Below are 22,161 nucleotides of genomic sequence, written 5' to 3'. Positions count from 1 at the left end.
CATTATTTCTTCTTTAATGAAAAATCCGGCTTACCAGCTTTATCATTAAAAATTTTATTGCATTTGCTGCAGAGCCAAAACACCCCATTTTGCAAAATACGAACAAGAATTGTTCCACAGTCCGGACATTTTACAACAACAGGTTTCCCATGATTATCCTCATAAAAAAGTTTTCTGCCGGTTACTGGTGAAACACACTCTGGATTACTGCAAATATGAAAATACTTTTTAACTTTTGGTGAATAGCGCCGAAGGAGGTCACCTTTACTGCAAATCGGGCACGATTCAAGCACTTTACCTTTTTGCAACGAAAACTTCCGACTCTCAGCAAACTGGATGTTCTGATGTACCATAGTAATCATTTCATCCATATATTCAGACAAACTTTTCTTTCCTGCCGAAATTTCAGATAAAGCATATTCCATTTCCGCCGTTGCATCCGGTAAGGTAAGCGATTGATCCACGTTTTCTATCAGGCTGGTGCCGAATTCTGTAGGCACCAGTTCTTTTTTTATTTTTGTCATACACGGTTCTACTGGTTTTCCATTCATTACATTTGCTTGAAGTTCCGCAATAATCGTATCCCGCGTTGCCGGAGTGCCGATTCCCTTAACCTCTTTCAGTTTTTCCCGATTAGGATTTTCCCCATCCACAAAGCGCCAAATATTTGCCATTGCTGCCAATAGCGTACCTTCTGTGAAACGTTTTGGCGGCGTTGTTACCTTATCGACAATGGAGTAATTGGCTTTTTCTATTCCCCCCCCTATAACAAGCGTCGGAAGTTTTAAATTGGATTCATCTACCAATTTCGTTTCCTTCTCTTCCGGTTCACAAGACTTATATCCTTGCTTTAGAATAACTCTACCACTACCCACAAAGATCTCGTCGGCAATAGCCAAAGTGAACGTGATCTTTTTATACTCATGTGCCGGAAAGAACTGCAGCACATAACGTTTCGCTATAAGTGCATAAATTTTTTGCCCAGTTTTCGTTAAGTTTTCCGGCTGAACACCCGTTGGAATAAGAGCATGGTGCGCTGTTATTTTCTGATCGTTGAAAGCCTTACTCATAAGTTTCGTGTCGGCGGCATCCGCACCAGTAATTCTAAGTGCCGCAAGTGCAGGTAAAATTCTTGCAGCATCTTCTTTTTGCGATACAGGAATATAATTACAGTCACTGCGCGGATAGGAAACATATTTCTTTTCATACAGATCCTGCACTATAGCCAATACTTCCTTTGGTGAAAAGTCATATTTTTGATTTGCTTCTACCTGCAAAGTGTCCAAAGAGTATGGCAATGGCGGATACTGCACCATATCCTTTTCCTGCACATTCTTGACGATAACCAATGCTTTTTCGACCTTCATCTTAAAAGCCTGTAGAATGCTTTTATCCTTAATACGGTTTTCTTCATCGAGTGGCAGTTTTTCCGATGGTTTAAGTGTTGCCTTAAATGGAATACCATCTTTATCAAAAATTCCTTTTAGTTCATAATATTTCGTCGGCTGAAAACCCTTGATCTCTTTTTCCCGTTTAACGACCAATGCCAAGGTGGGCACCTTCACTCGCCCAATGCGAAAAGTATTCTCATAACCATATTTTCTTGCATTTACGGTATAGGCTCGTGTAAGATTCATCCCTATAAGCCAATCGGCTTGCTCTCTGCCCAATCCTGCATAATATAGATTTTTATATCTTTCATTATCTGTAATCTGGGAAAAAGCCCGTTTCAAACTTTCATCGTCTTTCGCATGAATGAGAATCCGCTGTACTTTTCCTTTAAAATGCAAATAGTTCAAAATCTCATCAATAATCAGCTGCCCCTCCTTATCTGGATCTCCAGCATGAACAACAAGATCAGTCTCCATTAGAATCTTTTTAATTATAGTTAATTGTGCGACAGCAGCTGCTGCCGGTTTTACTTTCCATACGTTCGGAAGAACCGGGTAATTGGCCCAAGCCTTATATTCTTCGCCGTATTCTTCTGGTGAAGCAAGTCCCAGAATATGTCCAAATGCCCAAGTCACAGTCGTATCTCCCAGCCAAATAAATCCTTTTTCTTTATGACAATTTCCAGCTGGCCATAGATAGGCAGCCAAAGCCTTGCCTATATCCGGTTTTTCTGCTATATAAGTAACTTTGCTCAAAACAAACACTTCCTTTTTATTTTCGTTGTGGTAAAATATAATATATAATATTCGTTTAATGGTAAATATATAAGTGGGTGATTTTATTGAATGAATTTGCAAATCGGCTGAAGGACATACGAAAAGGTAAGATGACGCAAGGAGAACTAGCTGATCTTTTAAATACAACCCAGGTACAAATTTCTTTATATGAAACGGGCAAGGATGACCCATCACCAGAGATGCTTGAAAAAATCGCGGATATTTTTGATGTGACAACCGATTATCTTACTGGAAAAACGCCTGCGAAAGATGCCTCCGTGGATAAAGAAGCAGATACCTTGGCACAGCGCATCAAGGTCATTCGTGTGTACTACAACAAGTCGCAAGAAGAATTTGCCAAAGACTTATCCATTAGTCAATCGGCACTCTCCTCGATTGAGCATGGTACCATCCCTTCTGCGGAAGTCATTCAAAAACTTGGTAAACTGGGCTTTTCCCTTGAATGGCTACTTTATGGAGAAAACAACCAACCGTCTTCCCCAAAGCAAGTTTTGGAAGATACTGCTGCGGATTGGGAAAGGACTCGCATCAATAAGCTACTAAATGCATTTTCCCATGATAAGCTTAAACTTTGCCGCCAATGTTTGGAGCTCTTTGTAGCTTCCTTTACCCAAGAAAAATGAATTTTATAGCTTAGAGCAGGGCAAACGCCCTGCTCTTTTTCATTCCCCATACTGCATGAAGCCAAGATTTTTCGTTTTCACTACCCGATTTTGCGTATCGTATGCGTTGGGATTGTAGGGATCATAGCCGTAAAATTCCCCATTTCTGGCTTTTTCCCGTTCTATCCGATTTGCCGTATACTCTGCTTCCTGTAGGGTTATTTGATTCATAAGATGCGAACCCTCAATCTGTGTCTGATCGATGTTTTCCAACGCCACCAAAACCGCGATTGCATTCTTTTTTTGCTGCTCGCCCAAAAGACCTTCTATTTCAGTATTCATGATTTCATTCTGTGCATCATTACGAAGCTGCTGATTTTGAAAAACCTTTTGCGTTGTATCAACCGCATCTTGATTTGCACTTTCAAAGCTGCTATAGAGAACCATCTCATACGCTTCATCATTATCCGCTTTTTCTTTCACTTCTCGAAAAACTGCATCCAGATCTGCCGCACTTTTTCCTTTTGACATATCGCCACTTCCCTGCACCACCTTCAAAACATTTTTCATCTCAGAATTTATACCTGTAATCAGCAAAATCCTGTTGTGCAAATTTTCTAAGGTATTCTGCACCGCAGCAATCGTCTGTTCTGTTTCTTTTACGCTGTCGGCAAATCGCTTGGCATCAAAAACCTGTGCTCCCGGATATAACAAATCGCCCCACCATGCCTGCGCGATCATAGAAGATCCGCTTAATATTGCGATAATAGAAATAATACCTGCTGTTTTACGGATTTTCATTCATCATCACCTTCTTTATTAAGCATTGTAAATGGTTCATACACTAGCAGCAAATCTACTTTTTTTACAATCAAATTCTTTGGAATTGGTCCTAAATACCGGGAATCAAAAGAACGCTCCCTATCGTTTAACAACAGCATTTCATTCTTTATCACCTGTTTTTCACCTACTTTAATCTCTGGCAAACCATCCTGATGAAAAATCTTATATCTTTCCCCGTGAATCTCTAAAGCATCAGCTGACACATTATATATATCGCCCGGAAATCCTCGCACCTGTTTTAACAGCAAAAAGCCTTTTTCCACATGAAGCTTTGGCACATCTACCGGAAGTGACACAATGACATAATCTCCATAGTGCAATTTCTGGTTAAGTGAAACCATATAAAGTCCCTTTGGCGCAGAATCTGTAGAATTGACATAAAAGAGTTTTCCAACAAGCATATTTACAAAAATCAAAAAACCTATCACCAAAAACATTCCCATCATGAAGATCTTGAGCTTTCTCTGCCCACCTTTAAGAAAGTTCATAACGACCTCCCAAAGCATTCATAATGGACTTAGGCACACGGAAGGTTAGGATCGCTAAACCAATCAGGGATAAACATAGTAAAATATATTTTGACATCGCCTCTGCCGTAATCCCGTTATTTACGGTATAAGATCCCGACAGATTTGCATTGACCTGATTCACATAAGCCTGTGCCCAGCCCGGAAGCGGCTCATTCTTGGAAATGCTATTCGGTCCGCCGTTATAGGCTGCCAACGCATAGTTCCAATCCCCGAATTGTTCATACAATCCTTCCATATATTTTGCCGAAGCTTCCAAATTCTGCTCTGGATTAAAGGGATCGTAACAGCCAAGCCCGACAGCGGTAGCTGGCATAAGTTGTCCTAAGCCTTCCGCTCCAGCCTCACTCACTGCTTGCGAATTCCAACTGCTTTCTGCTTGAATTTGAGCCAAGAAAAGCGTAACCGGAATGTTGTATTTTTGTGCTTTTCCGGTAGCTATATCCACTAAATTTGCTGGTCCGGAAACACTACCGGTCCCAGTCTGTGTTACCGCTGGTATTTTCATCGTAAAAACATCCTGCGGCTTGGCGTCCTTGATGCAAAAAATGCAAAGCCCAACCATCACGGACAAAATCATGAGTTTTATTGTCGTAGATACCAGGTGTCCCAGACTACCTTCTGCCACGAATTTCGTAAAGCCCAAGGCGGCAAACGGTCCAGTACAAAGCACCACAGAAGACGAAAGATAAAATTCAATATATACAAGCATGATGTAACAGGATAAGAAGAAAAAGATGCCCATAGTCAAAAAGGTAATGAGATAAATCGGCAGGATCATACTAAAATTTCGGACAAAATCCATTGAACCAAATGACGCGATTTTATTGAGTCCTGGTGTGATCATATACACGCATTTTTGCATCAAAAGCTGCGGCTGTGATACATTATCCGCAATCACCGTTGAATCTTGAATAAAGGTACCCGACACTGAGCTCACAAAACTCAGAAAAAAATCATTGATGATCCGCTGCCAATTCGTAAAAATCAGAAACAAAAAGCCATATTTGAAAATTTTTGTAATCACCTGATTCAACGAAGTCTCCAGCCCGGCAACAAGAATTGGCAGCGTAAGATCAAGTATTGCCAACACAAACAACAAGGCAAGTCCTGCCCGCTGCAGTCCACTATAGCCCTTCGATAAAGCCGTCACCATTTGTTCCATCAGCTGATTTAAGGAATCTCCCATCTGATACATCGTTTCAACACCCCAAGGCAACGAAATATTGTCACTTCCTCGTTGTCCAGATCCCGGATTTATGATTCCATCTCCGCTAAGATTAACCCCCAGCGCTACTAATCTGGAATATGGATCTATCACTGACCCCGTATAATAACCAGAAGGCCAATATTCTACATGACAATGCGCGCCTGTTGATGTTCCTAGCTCTCCATCATAAGCATCTCCACCGGTATAGCCAATCACAGAACCTTCTACTACTGTTCCATCCGGACAAATCAAGGTATCCGGATTACAATCTCCAAAAAGAAGTGATTCGCCGTTTTCCCCAGTAATAAGCACCCAATAAATAAAGCCATTTCCAGCTCCACGTTCTACATTGCCACCAAACGGAGCAAGAATTGGTGTTCCCGAGGCTGTTCCAATATCAATTCCTTTATGCATATGCCCCATATGATTTTCTTCGCCAAATGGAGCCGTCACTTCGCCTCCGGAAAACGGTGCCTCTGCAAAAGTTGCAGGCATACTTAAACATATAAAGATGACTACCGCTATACAAATTTGTTTTATCCTCATAAGTACACCTTATTTATTATCATAGTCGTTGCGATTTTTCTGTGCTTGTTCAAAAGCTTTGCCCGATCGAAGGTTTTTGTAATCCTCATGGTGGTTAATCGCATTATTGGCACCATGCATCAAAGATCGACCAATCGTGCTATTGGCAAATTTTTGCCGCATCATCGTTTGGGCAAAATTGCTGGCAATAGAGCCACCACTACTTGCCTGACTGGTACGGGCAGCATTCATCGTTGCCTTTGCATTTCCATAGGTTGATGCTGCTTTCGCTACCGCACCACCGACCCCGCCACTTACAACAGTTGCTGCTGCCACACCCGCGCTTCTCGCCCCGCCGATTGCAGCTCCGGCATCCACGGAAGGTTGTCCATTCATCATACTGGCTGCCAGATTCGGCAGTTGCCACGTAAGAAAAGCCATCGCCGCATAGGATAAGGATATTCGAAGCATGGTTGCAAACGATTCCGTTGTCGGAATTACCTTTACCTCCCCCGCTAAAGAATTAAATAATCCAAGCAGAAAATATAAGACCATCAATTTTATGCCAAAACTGAAAACGGCAGATACCACTCGTTGAAATAAAAAAGCGGTATATCGAATGGCTCCAAACGGCAGCAAAATGACGCCAATAGAAGCGAACACATTGAATTCAATCTTCGTTAAAAGAATCTGCAGGGTAATAAAGAAAAAGGCACCTAATGTAATTATCGTAGACAGTAGATACATAAAACATTTTCCAAGCCCGCCATTGCTCATAATGCTAGTTTCATTAAATGCTTTTAAAAGACCGCCAACTACTTCAAATCCCTGTTCCAAAATCTTACTCGGTGCAATCCAATCGCCGGATGGTGTAACTCCGGCAGCCGTTAATCCGGCATATTGAAAAGACACCAGAATCGCCGAATTGATTTTATCCCACTGCAAAATCAAAAAAAGAAAAAACCCCACCTTCATCACCCGGCTGATCACGGCGGTCATCCGAAGTTCCGCCGTATAAAGCGTCCATGTTGTACAAACATCAATAACCGCCAGAACGGAAACTAGCTGCCACGCATAGGGTTGCAAAGCCAAAAACCCTGCAATGCTGTGCATCTCAAAAAATTTCAGTAATTCTGTTAGAAAATCACTACTCGCAAAATCCACACACTCACCACCTTACATTGCCATATGTTTGCCATGGATCATCAAGGACAGGCACCGTCTTGGTCACTTCCTGCTGCATTTTCGTAAGCGCGTCATCTTCCGCTTGTATTGCAGCTTCCACAACCGTTTGATGATTCTGTTTTTTCAGCACCTCAGCTTGATTCTTCATGACCTGATTCTGTGCGGTCAGTGCCTGAATTGCCGTATTAATGCTATCGATATGGGTCTTTTCTGCCGCAATCTCATTGGCAAGTTGTTGTGCCTGCTTGCTGCCTTCCGGTGATTTATTTAACTCTAAAAGATCCATCAGGCGCTTCCGTGATGTATCGAGCTCCGTTATGAGCTGATGGTACGTCGTCACATCATCGCGATTTCTCATGGATAAGACTTCTTGCAGCGTCGTATTCACATTCTGCTCCGCCAAAAATGTTTCCGGATATGTATTGACAGCGATCTTAGGAAATGTGCTCTGCCAATAACTATTCCATTCGGTATTCTCCGTATAGAAGCTAGATTTTTTCATCGCACCAGTTACAGCCGTCATGCTATTATCCAAAGCATTTTTATAGCTATTCAGAACCGTTTCCGGCAATGCCTCTAATTCTTTCAGTTGCAAGGTAATTTGCTGGGCTGTATTCGTCACAACCTGAAGCGTTTCTGTATAAGTTTTAATCTGCTGCAGAATATTTTCCGTATCAATTACCGGGATCGATGCTTGCGCCGTCATTGATAAAGTCAACAAAAAAATCCCAATAATGCCAACTGTAAACGGTTTTCGAACATCAACCATTCAAATCACGCCTCTCCTTTGCAAGGGGTCCATAATGGACACCTTTTTAAGTGTTTTGCAAATAATGTTCCTTGTAATCCTTCCATTCTTCTGCATATCCTTTATGTTCAAACCATCTTTTGATAAAGTTTTCACGACCATGCTCTGCTAAAATCCGGTTCATTGCCTGTTGATCCTGCTTAGCCGTAGCTGTAACAAACGGAATTTCAGCAGGCTGCAGTGCTAATTGAAAAACACGGTTTCCTTTTTCCGAAGAATAGTAATAATCTCGTTTTGGTGTCATCCCCGCAATGATGTCAATCTGCTTTTCATTGCAATTAAATGTCTTATAAAGCTCTTTATTTTGGGCTGTTCGGGCATTCTTATTCGGTAGATAGATCCGGTTCGGGCAGTTATCCATAACCGTATTTAAAAGCTCCGGTTTATTAGCTAAATCCGAAAGATTTTGCGTGGCAAAAATGATGGATGTATTTTTTTTGCGCATATCCTTAAAATACTCTCGAAGCTTTTGCTTAAAAGCTTCATTATCAAAAAATAGCCAGGATTCATCCAATAAAAGCATGGAAGGTCCCACTGCATCTTTTAACTGCGATTCAATTCGGTGAAACAAATAATCCAGTGTCGCTGGCACAATCGCCGGTGTATTCATGAGCGTTTCCATTTCATATACCTGCCAGCGCCCACTACCAGATACATCCTTCGTGTTATCAAAAAGTTTACCGTAACTGCCCTTTACGGTAAGTGGAACCAATGCCTGACGAATTACCTGATCTTGTACCATTTCACAGAACGTCGAGATAGAGCGCTGCTCTTCGGGAAATTCTTTCAGCGAGCGAAGTGCCTTCCAAACAAAATTATCCTTGGCCGGGGTAATTTCTATATTTTTTTGCTTTAAATATGCCAAAATCCATTCTTTTGCCCATTTAATTTCCTGCTCATCATCGATTCTTGCCAAAGGTTGAAAGGATAATTCTCCGGCTCCTTCTGCGGCAATGTTATAGAAATTACCGCCAACTGCCAGCGTTAGAGCTCTACTGGAAGCCGCTTTATCAAATATAAAAACATTACTGTCTGGATATTTCAAAAAATGCGCTTCCAATGTATTGAGCAGCACGGACTTCCCACTGCCGGAAGGTCCACAAATCATCGTGTGCCCTACATCGCCTACATGCAGGGATAACCGAAACGGGGTAAATCCATTCGTATCCGTGTAGAGCAGCACAGGCCCCTTTAAGTATTCATTCCTTCTGTCTCCAGGCCATATGGATGTGACCGGGGCAAGGTGACAAAAATTTAGGCTGTTAACGATGGGACGGCGAATATTAGCCCGATAGCAGCCCGGAATCGACCCCCACCACGCTTCCATGCTATTGTCCGTTTCAATATAGCCACAATATCCCAAGGAATTAACGGCTTCGAGGATTCGGTTAGCTTTATCCGTGCATCGATCCTTATTTTCATCAAAAACCATCATCGTCATGGTGTAATAGCCATAGCTTACGGCATCTTGTCCAAGTTCTTGCATTGCAACACTGACATCATCTTTATTGAGTACGGCGGTTTCATCAATGGCATCATCAAGTTTTTCCTTTAAAACCGCCTCGCGAACCTGCGTCCAAAAGCTCTTAATCTGCTGGTTCCAGCGCATTAAAAAGTTCTTCAGTTCTTCCATGGCATCCATTTTGGATAAGCAGATAAACCGCGATACCCAGCGATATTCAATATCCATATTGTTGAATACGTCAAAAACGCCCGGCGTGGATACTGGCGGAAAATCCAATATGGTAATAAACTTGATGTATTTCTCTCCCAGCTTCATTTCCCGACCGCCAAGGATATCCGAATCACAGATGTAATCTGTAATGTACTTATCGGGATTTACTTTCACCGGAAAGCGTGTTGTAGAAATATTGGTATGCAGATAGCTCAACGCACCTTGGGCATCGAGTGGTTTTATCTCTGGAAACCAGTTTTGCAGCATATTCCCAATGAGATTTACGTTGTTGATGAACTTTTCGACGGTTTCACAATACACTCGCATATCGGCCTTACTCTGCCCTTTATTATAGGAATCTGCAATAAAGGCATCCGTAATTCGCGACTTCAAAAGCTGTGGTGGTTCACAATAGACAATGAAATAATAACTGGTTTCAAAATGCTTCTGCCCGGCATAATAGCCTGCTCTTTCATCCTCCATTTTCTGAACGATGGGGATAGAAATCTTTTCTGCATCGTATTTGCTTGCAATATGACGCTGCGCCTCAAAATACAAGACATAGCCAGTAGGCAAAGTTTTGATGACATTATTTACGGCAGCGTTATACTGCATGAGTTCCATGGGCGTAGAGCTGTCCATATCCGGTCCGCGAAATTCATAAACCGCCAGCATCGAATGATCTTTTCCATGAACAATTCCTGTATTTTCATCGACAAAAGCCCAAGGCAAAAGATATGGCAGCCTAGCTTTTTCATGAAAAACGCCCACTTGCTGTGAAAATTTAGCTGCTACTCGTTTCTTAAAAAAGAACAATAAAATTCACCACCTTTAACGATAATAATAAGATTTGTGCCCTTTTTCCCGCCAAAACACCAGATGAAACTGCGGGTCCTGCTGACCAAAATAGCGGAACAAGTAATGAGCTGCGATTGCCACAAAAATAACGGTCCATGTTTTCATGAAAATACCGCCTAATATAGCGAATACTATTTCTGAAATGAACAGATTACGCGGCACCCCCATCCAATACAAAGGCTTTACCAAGGAGCGATGTATCGGAACTTCATAACCTTCCGGCAATTCTTCTGTTTGGTTCATGGCACCATCCCCTCAATCGTAAGTCCACCCGCAGAAGTCTGAATATAGGTCATGAAATTCGGTGCGAACAGACAAATCGAAACAGCCAAAATGAGCACAATAAACTTTTGGGTACCTCCTCCGGCATGGCCGGAAAAGAGTGCCATAGCAGCCCCCGCAATCCCCATGGCTCCCAAAGTCATCGGCAACGGTCCAGTCAATTGATCCGCCAGCGAATTAAAAAATTTCATCCACGGCCAAGTAATGCCGTCCACCCGATCACCGCTGACCGTGCTGGCAAAAGCCTTTGTAGCTGCACTGCTTAAAAGCAGCGTAAATGCGATAGACTTTTCCAACGTCTTTTTCCGAATTCTTTCAAACACACAATTTTTCATAGGAAATCACCTTCTCAATTTTTCTCTACATGATGCAGAATATATTGACCCTTTAAACTGTCATAGGCATTGACTTCAATGATGTCATTTACCACCCGGCTTTTCTTGCCATCCCCAAGCTCCACATGAGCAATAAAAATAACCACATCAATAGCTGCCCCGATAAGCTCTTTTAAATCACCCGCCGCATCCGGATTTTCCTGTGCCAGTGATTTTATACGTGTGAGCCCTTCCTCCGATCCATTGGCATGCACTGTACAAACACCACCTTCATGCCCGGTATTCCATGCTTTGAGCATGGTGTAAGCGGCTCCATCGCGAACCTCTCCGACAACAATGCGATCCGGCGATCGGCGCATACAGTCTGCCAAAAGACGTGTCATATTGTATTTGACTCCTCCTTGCCCAAGGTCTTGTTTGGTAAACATCGGACTATAATCGTCTGCCGGGCATTGCAGCTCCGGTAAATCTTCCAGACTGATAATCCGGTGATAGGGTGATATTTTCGCAATGGTCGCTAAGATAGCATTGAGAAAAGTCGTTTTCCCTGTGCCGGTACCACCAACAATCAGGATATTTTTTCGTGCCGCTATGGCCTTTTCGATATAGCTTTTATAGCTAGGACATAGTTCCTGATGGGCAACATAATTTTCCAGATAAAATATTTTTAGTGCCTTTTTCCGGATATTCATTTGCGGGTTGCGCACGATTGGCGGAAGCTCACCCTGAAAGCGGGCTCCATAACCTGCAATCTCTGCAGAAAGCGACGGAATGTCTTCATTGACGATTTTTCCGACCTGACCAGCTACCAATTCAATAATGGCCTGAATTTTTTCCGGCTCCATAAAGATCTTGGACTTTACCTTCCCTTCTTCATGCGACTGATAGCGGATAAAGCCATCGTCGTTATTATAAATTTCCGTAATATCTGCTCGGTTCATCAGATCCACAACAGCAGCACCAAGCATCACATCAAGATTTTTATTCTCCGCCATAGCTGTTCACTTCCACAAGTTGTTTATCTATAGCCTCTGGATTTTCTTCTGCTGCTTCCTCAAACTCTTGAATTCCCTGCTTTGCTGCAAAATCGTTATACAGCTCAATATAGCGATTGATTGCATCTGTACTTTCACTACCCTCTATTTTTCCTTTGCCATCCAAAACAGCACCAATCAAAAGCACGGTCTTATCGATAGGAAACCCTGTTTTCTTGATGGTTTGGGCAAGGAAATCCAGTCTTTGAGCCTCAATTTCCTTTTTGGTCCGCTTCATTTCCTGCCTGATCTTCGCCATGGTCTGCTCCTGCTTTTGCTGCAGAACACTGAATTTTTGCTCTAATCGATGAATTGTTTTTCTTCCAGCCATTTTTCACATTCACTCCTTCCTGCTCATGGCTCTTGATACTGATAGGAAAATTCCTTGGCTTTATCCTTTTGTCGTTTCGCTTCGGCTGCCTCTGCCAATAAACGATCCCGATCTGGATACGGATTGTTGCGGATAAGATCACTGGCTGACGGGGCATCCATCAATTTTTTCAGAAAAAAGCCATTTTCATAATACTTGACCTTATCGGTTAACACTGGCGGACTGCCGCTCGCCACAATGATTTCTCGATCTCCTAATCGCTTGATTTCATCTGCCGTCATAAGGGCTCTAGCCGTTTCCGATTTCGAATAATTCTTGTTGGAAAACCAGCCGCTGCTCGAAACACTTTCCACTGTAATCGTCTTATTGCCGAGCAGTGATTCCGTGTATTTTCCGGTATCGTTGTCATTTGGCGCATAAAAAATCTGCAAATGGCAGTTCATGAGGATCTGATTGTCCTTGCCATAAATACCATTGATTTGCGGCAATCCCTGATTGATCAAAAATGCCTTCATGCCATAACCAGCGATATAAGAAAGTGTCGCTGCGAAAGACTGCAGATTTCCTAAAGACGAAAACTCATCTAGCAAAAACAGGCATTTATGCTTGTATACGGTTTTTGCTTGTCCATTCTCGTAGGTACCGATTCTCTTGGCATGATGCTTTACCATCATTTCAAAAAATAAACGAAAGATCGGTGCCAGCCGCAAAAGATCGGATGGCGGCGTTACCAGGTAAAGTGATACTGGCTTTTTGTAGTTCATGAGGTCATCGATGCAAAAATCACTGACAGACGTGTTCTTCGCAAGTGTTGGATCAAGATATTCCTTTAGTGCTGTATTCGCCGTTGAAACAATACTGCCGCACTCGTTATCTGGTTTTGACAGGATCTCCACAAAATTTTGATAAATAATGGGATGTACATTTGGCATATAATCCAGTGACAGGGCATCCGGATAAATTTCCTTCAAATCTTCCGGTGTAAGCCTTCTTGTCACATAAGCCTCACTGATTTTGTCCCATTCCACAAGTTCAATGCCTTCATCCGGAACATGCTCAAAAGTCTGCAAAGCTTTCAATGTATCTAAGAAACCTTTCGCATTTACCTTTTGCACCAACTCTCCATCCAGATCTTCCATAACCGGATTGCCATCTTTATCAAATTCCGGAACGATATTTGCCTTCATAAAGGCTGCCACCGTATAGAGATTCGGTACATTGGGATAATGCTCCGGATCACTATAATGCGCATACATAAGGTGCAAAATGACGACAGTAATAACCGTTGCTGCATTCGCGCCCCAATGATCAAGGCTTGCTTTCCCTTCATAATTTGCCAAAATATACGCTAAATTCTGTGCAGCCGGGACCTCAGCTGCTGTTCCAATCGGAATTTCTTCTAGCGGATTCCACCGGGCAGAACTGCCATCCAGCGCGGTCGGCTCAAATTTGATAACTTTATGCCCCATCCTTTTTCGGTAGCCTGCTGTAATTCCCCAATTTTCACTCTTAATATCATTGACGATAACGCTCGACTTCCAGCTGCCGAGCAGCGTCGGGATAATCAACCCTATACCTTTCCCTGAACGCGTTGGGGCAATAACTGCCAAATGCTTATTGGAATTATCCCGCAAATAAAAATGCGGGCAAGCAATGTAGAAATACAACAGTTTTTTGTAAAAGCATACCCAAGGATAAACGGTGTAGAAATCATATCTTTGCGGTTCATATTTCGCCGGATGTTCCACTTTATTTTGCAAGATCTGTATTTGTTTTTCTAATTTCTGCCGCGATGCAGTTTCATTTTCCGGTAGTTCCTCTAATTGATTTTGCACCAGGCTCAACTGATTGTTTAAGCGCTCCATTTTTTTATCCAAATGCTTATCAAAACTCATCTCAGCAAAAGAAACTTTTTCCTGTTTAATTTGCTCCACGAAACGAAGAAGTGACGTAAACCTTCGCGTAAGTGTATTATCATAAAGCCCCACGACTACGCCGCTGGCTGAAATCAAATCCATACTTAAGATGTCTTTATATTCACCCCAATGCGCACTGCCATGCGAATCTAAACGACGTGGTGGCTGCAAAAACAGCACGAACAATAACCCTGCAACAAAACCCGCATAAATATAGATATAAGTCTGTTTGAATAAATCCGGGATATACGGATGAAAATTCATGTACCATGTGAAATACTTCCATGGATAATAGTATGGTTGCCCCTTCATTAAAAACGGTACTCCTAAAAGGGGATCATATTGCACTAAAACAGCCAGTTTTTGTGTTGCTACCCACAGACCGGTAAATACTGGCATGATAAAAAATAGCAGCCTAATCACTGTATGCGCCTATAGATAAATCCTGATTGACGAAAATGCTGAATTGAAAACCCTGCTCAATCTCAATGGTTGGATTAATATTGGCATCTTTTTCGACGAGTTTCTGCCCCGTCTGCAGGATCGATGCAGCAGCTCCCGAAACAGCTTCCTGTCCTGGGCTGCGACTATCACTGCCAGATGTATTGCCTGTTGCGCTTTGCGCTGCTGCACTAAAGAGCGCACTCAAAAAGGCTGTTTGATATAATCTGCCACGATGCTCATTGTACTTATCCATGAGCCCCGGATAACCGGTACCGTCAATCGCCTGTTGATTCGGCAGCGTAAGTGAAGCACCATTTGGCAAAATAATACGTTTGAAGATCACGCTAAGTCGCTGATTGCCAAGACCGCCAGCAGCCCCCGTTGTACCAATAATTCGACTGCCCTGCGGAATCAACAAATGCGTACCGGTAAGGCTGTCATAAATATTCTGCCGAACCTGTGCCACAACATCACCACTTGGAACATCACTGGTTACGCCGGTAAGTAGCGTTGCCTGAATAACCGCACCGGCATTTAGAACGTAGTTATTAGTATCTTCAGTTCCACTATCCGCGAAATAGTAAGCTGTTTGCGTCATTGTCGCTTTGGGTATGGTTGCTGTTACAGTAGAAAGAGGCGTAATCTCTGGTGATTGTCCCTGCGAAACAGCCGCTGCAATTTTAAAAGCCAATGCACTGCTATGAATGGCCTGTTGTACTTTTACTGCCGTTTCCGCCTCCGCTGTTGCATTATCCCGATAACCGCTATTTAAAGATACAGCCGGTGTTTGTGGAATATACGTTACTGAAGCTGGTCGGCTGTTTGTTGTACTCGATGGAGGATACGAAGTCTGCGCTACATTTGACGAAGTTGTTGTCACTTGTCCCGCTGAGGAACCATTTTTATTCATTCCGGCATTCTTCTCATATTTGCCGATCTCCGAATATTTATCTGGCAATTGCTCTGCCGGTGTAGCCACACTTGAAATACTTTGATTGGAAAGCGGCTTATCTGCTTTCTCTTTTGTTCCAAAAAGCGTATTACTGACTGCCGCTGTAATCGCAAAAAGAAGTACTGCGCCGACTGTGACCATAATTGCTTTTTTCTTTAAGGTCTTTGCCCTGCTTTCCGGATCATCGTCATCATCCGAAAAATTGATTTCTCCACCATCTCCTGTATTCGTTTCATCGTTCGCATCAAGTTCATGAGCATCTTCTCTTTCGTCTTTCTCAAGACCCTCATCTTGTTTTCTATGAAACAACCCTTTTATTTTGTCGAAAATCACTATGCATCACCACCTCTAAAAAGTTTTGGTAGACCAGATTCTACTTTTTTCGGATAAATATCTACATATACGTTAGCGGAGTAATGAAGTCTGGCATGCATAAACACGCGATCTGCAATAAAATAGGCTCCATGTATCCGATAATTGACAAGCGTCAATTTTTCTTTGTCGATATCCTCAACATTGTAAAGTACCGGAAGATCGTATTTATTGGACTTTGGCATCTGAATGTAAGTCCGGGTTCCATCATCAAAAACCTTCAAAGGAAACAGCGCCATGTTCGCTTTTTTGCTGCCCTTGGTTTCATAGAAATAGTTCATTGTTTTTGCTACATAACGATCCCCGATCTTCTCTGTGAAAATATCCAGAAAAGTTTTTTCTTCACGATTTTTATAAACTGCAGCACTTGCCACTTTCCGATACATCTCCTCCGGATAATCCCATGCAATAACTGGATTGTATGTATCCGTGGATGACACCAATAACCGATACGAGCGCTTATCCGTATTGATGATAAAATTCGTGCTGATATCAGCAAATTTTGGTTTTACATAAACATGTACGATATTAGCGACTTCCGCCGTCTCAATGCTCCAGCGTTCCGTGTCGCCTGCTAAAACGCCAACCAATTTTTCATTTTGATGCAAAACGATATCCGTCACATGCCCAAGCTCTGAATACACTTGATACACACTGCCTTCGTTATAGTCATACAGCAGTTTCGATGCAGAAACATAGGCATCCTCTGTTGCATAAAAGGCTTTCTGCTCAGCAAGGGCAATCAAACTAGATGAATACATCGAAAGCGCTACCATGAATGCGATAAAAATTTTGCGATGGTTCAAAGCTGTCACTCCTTGCTTTCATTTTCTTTGCTAAAGGTCAAATCCTTAATTTTAAGACCCAATGGATTGATGAGCAATTCTTCTTCTTTACTCTGCGGTTCGATAACAATAGAAAAGAGCGCCACATAACTGACTTTTTTCCCCGTCATATTGCCACTGATGGCATATTCCTCTTCTACCCAGCGAACCTGATATGTTGAATTTGTTCCCGGCTGTAGCTGAATCGAACGGATCTGCGGCTGTACGGTCATATGCCCAAGGCGGGCAATGGGGTTTTCCTTCAACACAATTGCATTTAATTTCTGTGCTGCTTCCTGCGTCATGAAATGTTTGGACCGATTCCAGTTGTTTTTATATTGAACCGGATCGAGGGGAATCGTTCGCGTATCGGCGACAAATTGTGCCAGAAAGGTTTTGATTTCTGCCTCCTGTGGTTTATAGTTTGTAGCCTTTAACTGCCCACCGGTTTCCACCTGACCCGTGGCATTATCCACACGAACGACATATGTTTTATAATTTGCTGTTGTCGCAATAAAGATAATAGAAAGCACACAGATAATCAAAAGAACGATATACAGTAAATTTCTTTTTTTCGCTACATCTTTATCTAATGCCAGATTATACAAATCAGTTTGAAACGGTCCTGCAGCCTTTCGATCAAAAACCTCGGTTGGCTCTCCCTTAGGAAAAAATTTGGTTTGCGGTTCCATATATATTCCACCTCCTTTACGATAAATATTATCACTATTTTAATAAAAAGTAAATAATAATATTTTTATAAATACATCGATATTAAAGGTATTTTACTATTATAATAACCTTAATACAGGTAATATTTGTTTTACAAACATAAATAATAATTGTATAATATAAGCAGAAAACTGAATCAACGATGAGAACTAAAACCCATAATGCGCATTTACACAAAACTCTAACGAGCTTTGTTGCGCCACCCTCCAGCTGGACCGGATTACTGCCTCTGGCAGACGGCTTTGCCGTGCTTCGTTTTCCTTCGGATAAACGAACCGAAAAAATTTTACAAATTTTAAAAAGAAAAAACAGCCCCGAAAGATTCGGAGCTGTCAATGGTGAACAATATGGCACATTACTATTTTGAAAATACACCGCACGGCACACGAAAAAACGGTACCAAGTTAAATACCAAAACACATTACGACTATATCTTCCGTGAAGGCGAATACACCCATATGGAAAATCGCGCAGAGGATCTGGCTTTTACTGCTTACGGAAATATGCCAAGCTGGGCCGATAATCCAGGAATGTTTTGGGAAGAAGCCGAAGCCCACCGTGATAAACCCGATGGGCGCGCTTACCGGGAACTTCGTTTTGCCCTGCAGGAAGAATTCACACTTGCTGAAAATATGGAGCTTGTTGAACAGCTTTTAAAAGAAACCGACATTAAGGACCACCATGCCTATTCCTATGCCATTCATGATAAAGCAGCCACGTTTGATAAAGACCATAGAAACATTCACTGTCATTTGATGTTCAATGAAAAAATCATCGAAAATGACCGACCACTTTCTTCAGATAAATTTTTCAATCACTATGCGACAAATCGGACCGGTGAACCAACACAGGGGTATCGCTCATCCAGGGAATTCATCACGAAAGAAATGACCCTTCATTTGCGTAAACACTGGGCTGAGATGGTCAATGAAAAATTTCAAGAAAAAGGCCTTTCCACTTGTATCAGTGAAAAGACCTTAAATGCCCAGCGTGAAGAACTGGCTTTATCCGAAGAAAATGAGGAAGCAGAACTTCTCAACCGAACCCCTGCTCCACACCTTGGCAGTGCTTACCGAAATCCCGTTGCTATGCAAAAAATTATGGATCGAATCAAGCAAACAGATCACGAATCAGATTTTCCGGAAACTACCGAAGAAATAGATATTACATCGCTTTCTCCCCAAGAGCAAAGCATTATGATTTTTGCCAATGATGCTTTGCTCCGCCAAGTTGCCCGTCAAATACAGCAGGAACATCTGCGTCTACAAAAAGAACAGGATGTAGAAAGAGCTAAAATTGAAGCAGCAGAAATCATGGAAGAACCGTTCATTATTACCATTGCTGATGTATATTCTTCTCTCGAAGAAACAGCCTCTGATTACCAAAAACTAGCAAATGATAAATTAGCTGCCTACAAAGCCTTAAAACCACAGGTTCTTAACGACCAACAATTACGACTTGCTGCACAAGATAAAGCCTTCAACAACCAGTATGACAAAACTCGCAAAGCCTATGCAAAATCTGCCAAGGAATTGCAGCGTATAAAAGAACTGGCAACTTCCCTTTATGGCGTTCCTGATAAAACGCATGAACTGGCCGAATGCAGCAAAAAAATAAAGCTGCTTACCGAAGAAAGAAATCTTCTTGGTAAACAGCTCAATGATTATCACCGCGCTATTGCTGGCGACGCCAAAGAAAAGATTGATGATATTTTTAAAACGTTACAGCAGAAAAATGATGAAAATCAGCGCCAGAGCAACCAGCTTTATGTAGAATATCTTTCACTCAAGAAACAGGCTGATAAATACACTGAAGCAACTCAAAAACTTAGCGCAAAAAATATGGATACCATACTTTTCACGGATAAGCTCCCTGCAACATTAAGTTGCAAATGTAAAATCGACGGCATCCAGCCTATTTCTAAGCTAAAAATTTTGGTTTATAAGGGTAATTCCTACGCCCTTTTAAAACAATTTCCGCCCCCGGTAAATCCAGCCAAAAATATAGATAATAGCTATACAGTGACTGCCGTAAAGCTTGGCGACAATATAAGCCGTGGAACCGTTCCAAAACATGAAATTCAGGTGATGATGAACAACAATAATTGGAAAATCCAAAGTGCTCCTATTCCAATCAAGAATGATTCTACACCTGAAATTATACGACTCTATACTCCCCATGAATCAAGGCAAAAAAATGCAGCTTCACAGAAGAATTTAGCAAGACATTCTCATCCTATTTTGCAGGTTGCCCACAGTCACCAAAAGCAAATAATTTCATCTCATATTTCCACCCTTGCTAAAAAGCTTATTTCAAAAGAAAAGGACATCCATTTGGACGCACATTGGAACGACGAATCTGAAGTCAAAGACAAGGCAAAAAATGCTGAAGATAAGATATATCAAGGATGGACTTTATGATCTTCAGTGACACCTAGTTCAAATGATACAGTACGTAGCGCCTTGAATAACGTCTTTCATCAGGCTCTCTACGGTGAATAGACTTGAAATACTCTCGCTTTTCATTAATACTAATACACAATAATTTGTGATAACGACGACAGATCTCAATTAGGAAGTCTTGACGTACTTGCAATCTAAGGCCAAATGACAATTTATCTCGTGTATAGCACTCATCCTGGTAACCTTCTTGCCAAACTTCATATCTGGCAACAACTTCACCATTTCTGATAAGGTCTAACCCTTCAAATGTCAGATTGAAATCCTTTATGATGAAAGATGCCAAAGTGCATACACTCCAGTATCCAAAAAAAGCCAAAGGATTTTCGTGCTCAGCGATAAGCGGAATAGGCTCGTCAAGATTGTTTAACACGCTTCGCCCTCTACCAGTTAGTTCCGTCTGTGCCTGCTTAATGGTAATAGCCATTGAGTCAGGCAGAATTCGCTCGGTCCATAATTCAAGTTCATTCAACCGATGATAACCACCATATACCTGCTGTGGCACTAAAAATCCTTTCAAAGAGATTTCCTGTTTATAGGGTACGTTATATACTTCGTCCTGGGCCATTATCCGCCTCTCAAATACAGTTATCCACTCGTCACTTCCACCTTGCTTTCTTGTATTTCTAATTTCCAAATCTTTGTCAGTCCCAAGTTCGTTGAACCACCTTTCTTTGTCATGAACATTTATCGGCTTAATGTCTAGTGGACGCGGTAATACAGCATGAAGTATGTATTCCGGATCAGTAGGTTGAATTGTCCACCAAAGCCAATTAATCTGTTCTTTACTCAACTTCTGCTTTATAGCAAATTCATCAAGTATACTCCAAAGAGCTTCTGTAGCAAGTTCCTGAAATTCAGTTGTAATCCAGACAACAGGCCATCCCTGCGGATGGACATGACCATACCAATCATCTTTAACTCGAACTCGTTCATCATCTATAGACCACCCCTGAGCAGTTAGTCGTTCTTCAATCGCAGCTACAAGATTCCCTGGAAATATTCCAAGAATTTTTTCTAACGCCTCTAATTTCTTAGAGAAATCGAATAGAGTATTCCGTTTTAAAAATTGTCTGAATATCGGGGTAGGGCAAGCTGGAAGGGAAAACAATGAACACATATCAGCAGAGTAATTCTGCTCAAGACGCTGGACTGAATTGACAACGGAAGCCTCAAGAGGAGAAACTTTCCCTACACAGTGCAGAATTCGCAAAACGGTTTGGCGGCAGAAAAAGTTCTCCCTCTCAAGAAATTGGACAAATACCAGCTGTTGTGGTGCCAGTTGTTTGGGAGATACAATAGCAAGACAGTAAAATACTGTCATTAGACGATGCAGCAGCCTTCCTGAAGCGGATACCAGCCTGGTAATAAACTCAGGTATTACTTCATCAGGCCTAGCAATTGCCAACCTTACCATTGCTCTAATTAGCCTTTCACCATAATCAATCTCAGAGGTCTCCAACTCATCCACGACAAAATTAAGAATGATCTGATTAGTATCGACTTCCGTTTCTATATAAGCTTTCAGCCAATCATAGTCTTCTTTTTTAGGTAATTGATCAAACATACTTTCACAATGCTTGAGGAATTCATCGAATACCTCATTAAGCATTTGAGGTTCATCTAACACATCCAGCCCCGAAGCCGCAATGGGTGGTGTATTATCACCACAGCCGGCCCCATTGGCCGTTTCATAGCATTCTTTTAGGACAAACTTCTTTGCCATTTGCTTGTCTCTTACCGCTACGGCTGATAAGTATTTGGATAGGTTACACTAAACTGGACAGATAAAATAAGGTCAAGTACACTTAAACTCAATATAAGATGAGGAGATTTACAATGAGCAAACGTGAACGCAGAACTTATACAGAAGAATTCAAAAACCAAATTGTCCAGTTATATTTAAATAATAAACCCCGACAGGACATCATTCGCGAGTACGAATTGACACCTTCTACCTTTGATAAATGGGTGAAACAAAATCAAACATCAGGTTCCTTCAAAGAAAAAGATAACCGTTCTCCCGATGAAGCTGAAATGATCAAACTCCGTAAAGAA

At 41.8% G+C, this 22,161-nt stretch carries 20 protein-coding genes; 4 read left to right on the top strand and 16 right to left on the bottom strand.

Going from position 1 to position 22,161, the window contains the following annotated elements:
- Window positions 1-2 precede the first annotated feature (2 nt).
- Window positions 3-2,156: a DNA topoisomerase 3 gene (locus F606_RS0116255; RefSeq protein ID WP_245542134.1), complete on the bottom strand. Its 2,154-nt coding sequence runs from the start codon at window positions 2,154-2,156 to the stop codon at window positions 3-5.
- 77 nt (window positions 2,157-2,233) lie between these two features.
- On the opposite strand from F606_RS0116255, the gene F606_RS21420 reads away from it, so the two are divergent.
- Complete coding sequence (locus tag F606_RS21420; protein WP_019554951.1) at window positions 2,234-2,812, top strand: helix-turn-helix domain-containing protein; 579 nt, start codon at window positions 2,234-2,236, stop codon at window positions 2,810-2,812.
- A gap of 39 nt (window positions 2,813-2,851) precedes the next feature.
- Here the strand turns inward: F606_RS21420 and F606_RS0116245 are convergent, their stop codons facing one another.
- Genes F606_RS0116245 through F606_RS0116180 form a run of 14 tightly spaced genes read right to left on the bottom strand, consistent with a single transcriptional unit; the run spans window position 2,852 to window position 17,604 of the window.
- Window positions 2,852-3,592, bottom strand: a complete 741-nt coding sequence (locus tag F606_RS0116245; protein ID WP_019554950.1) for a hypothetical protein — start codon at window positions 3,590-3,592, stop codon at window positions 2,852-2,854.
- A complete protein-coding gene (locus tag F606_RS0116240) occupies window positions 3,589-4,122 on the bottom strand; it encodes a S26 family signal peptidase (protein WP_019554949.1) in 534 nt (177 codons plus the stop codon). Before F606_RS0116240 ends, F606_RS0116245 begins: the two co-directional genes overlap by 4 nt.
- The gene (locus F606_RS0116235) at window positions 4,109-5,917 is read right to left on the bottom strand and encodes a transglycosylase SLT domain-containing protein (protein ID WP_019554948.1); all 1,809 of its coding nucleotides are present in this window, start codon (window positions 5,915-5,917) and stop codon (window positions 4,109-4,111) included. The genes F606_RS0116240 and F606_RS0116235 overlap by 14 nt, the downstream gene beginning before the upstream one ends.
- 9 nt (window positions 5,918-5,926) lie before the next feature.
- The gene (gene trbL, locus F606_RS0116230) at window positions 5,927-7,060 is read right to left on the bottom strand and encodes a P-type conjugative transfer protein TrbL (protein WP_019554947.1); all 1,134 of its coding nucleotides are present in this window, start codon (window positions 7,058-7,060) and stop codon (window positions 5,927-5,929) included.
- Window positions 7,061-7,064: 4 nt separating this feature from the next.
- Entirely contained in the window at window positions 7,065-7,850 is a 786-nt protein-coding gene (locus F606_RS0116225; protein WP_019554946.1) for a TrbJ/VirB5 family protein, read from the bottom strand.
- 46 nt (window positions 7,851-7,896) lie between these two features.
- Window positions 7,897-10,380 carry a VirB4 family type IV secretion/conjugal transfer ATPase gene (locus F606_RS0116220; protein ID WP_019554945.1) on the bottom strand — a complete coding sequence of 828 codons (2,484 nt, stop codon included), beginning with the start codon at window positions 10,378-10,380 and terminating at the stop codon, window positions 7,897-7,899.
- 15 nt (window positions 10,381-10,395) lie between these two features.
- Window positions 10,396-10,665: a VirB3 family type IV secretion system protein gene (locus F606_RS0116215; RefSeq protein ID WP_019554944.1), complete on the bottom strand. Its 270-nt coding sequence runs from the start codon at window positions 10,663-10,665 to the stop codon at window positions 10,396-10,398.
- The gene (locus F606_RS0116210; protein WP_245542133.1) at window positions 10,662-11,027 is read right to left on the bottom strand and encodes a TrbC/VirB2 family protein; all 366 of its coding nucleotides are present in this window, start codon (window positions 11,025-11,027) and stop codon (window positions 10,662-10,664) included. Before F606_RS0116210 ends, F606_RS0116215 begins: the two co-directional genes overlap by 4 nt.
- A 26-nt stretch (window positions 11,028-11,053) precedes the next feature.
- Window positions 11,054-12,034: an ATPase, T2SS/T4P/T4SS family gene (locus F606_RS0116205; protein ID WP_019554942.1), complete on the bottom strand. Its 981-nt coding sequence runs from the start codon at window positions 12,032-12,034 to the stop codon at window positions 11,054-11,056.
- The gene (locus F606_RS22410) at window positions 12,021-12,404 is read right to left on the bottom strand and encodes a hypothetical protein (protein WP_019554941.1); all 384 of its coding nucleotides are present in this window, start codon (window positions 12,402-12,404) and stop codon (window positions 12,021-12,023) included. The genes F606_RS0116205 and F606_RS22410 overlap by 14 nt, the downstream gene beginning before the upstream one ends.
- 23 nt (window positions 12,405-12,427) lie before the next feature.
- Window positions 12,428-14,719, bottom strand: a complete 2,292-nt coding sequence (locus F606_RS0116195; protein ID WP_033368539.1) for a type IV secretory system conjugative DNA transfer family protein — start codon at window positions 14,717-14,719, stop codon at window positions 12,428-12,430.
- Between the two features lie 16 nt (window positions 14,720-14,735).
- Window positions 14,736-16,049, bottom strand: coding sequence for a TraB/TrbI/VirB10 family type IV secretion system protein (locus F606_RS21410; protein ID WP_019554939.1), 1,314 nt, complete (start codon window positions 16,047-16,049; stop codon window positions 14,736-14,738).
- On the bottom strand, window positions 16,049-16,894 hold the full coding sequence (locus tag F606_RS21405) for a TrbG/VirB9 family P-type conjugative transfer protein (protein WP_019554938.1): 846 nt from the start codon (window positions 16,892-16,894) through the stop codon (window positions 16,049-16,051). The genes F606_RS21410 and F606_RS21405 overlap by 1 nt, the downstream gene beginning before the upstream one ends.
- Window positions 16,895-16,899: 5 nt before the next feature.
- Complete coding sequence (locus F606_RS0116180) at window positions 16,900-17,604, bottom strand: VirB8 family type IV secretion system protein (RefSeq protein WP_019554937.1); 705 nt, start codon at window positions 17,602-17,604, stop codon at window positions 16,900-16,902.
- 182 nt (window positions 17,605-17,786) lie between these two features.
- On the opposite strand from F606_RS0116180, the gene F606_RS23530 reads away from it, so the two are divergent.
- Both F606_RS23530 and F606_RS0116170 read left to right on the top strand, forming a co-directional pair.
- Complete coding sequence (locus tag F606_RS23530) at window positions 17,787-18,011, top strand: hypothetical protein (RefSeq protein WP_033368535.1); 225 nt, start codon at window positions 17,787-17,789, stop codon at window positions 18,009-18,011.
- Entirely contained in the window at window positions 17,980-20,064 is a 2,085-nt protein-coding gene (locus F606_RS0116170) for a MobA/MobL family protein (RefSeq protein WP_026329447.1), read from the top strand. The genes F606_RS23530 and F606_RS0116170 overlap by 32 nt, the downstream gene beginning before the upstream one ends.
- A 13-nt stretch (window positions 20,065-20,077) precedes the next feature.
- Here the strand turns inward: F606_RS0116170 and F606_RS0116165 are convergent, their stop codons facing one another.
- Window positions 20,078-21,829: a hypothetical protein gene (locus F606_RS0116165; RefSeq protein ID WP_019554934.1), complete on the bottom strand. Its 1,752-nt coding sequence runs from the start codon at window positions 21,827-21,829 to the stop codon at window positions 20,078-20,080.
- A 113-nt stretch (window positions 21,830-21,942) separates the two neighbouring features.
- Here F606_RS0116165 and F606_RS0116160 point away from each other — a divergent pair.
- A partial coding sequence (locus tag F606_RS0116160) for a transposase (protein WP_019553831.1) occupies window positions 21,943-22,161 on the top strand: 219 nt, incomplete at its 3' end.

Origin of the sequence: Propionispira raffinosivorans DSM 20765 (assembly GCF_000381065.1) — a bacterium.
In the GTDB taxonomy this organism is placed as follows: Bacteria; Bacillota; Negativicutes; order Selenomonadales; family Selenomonadaceae; genus Propionispira; species Propionispira raffinosivorans.
This window is presented reverse-complemented; position numbering and strand designations above follow the sequence as displayed.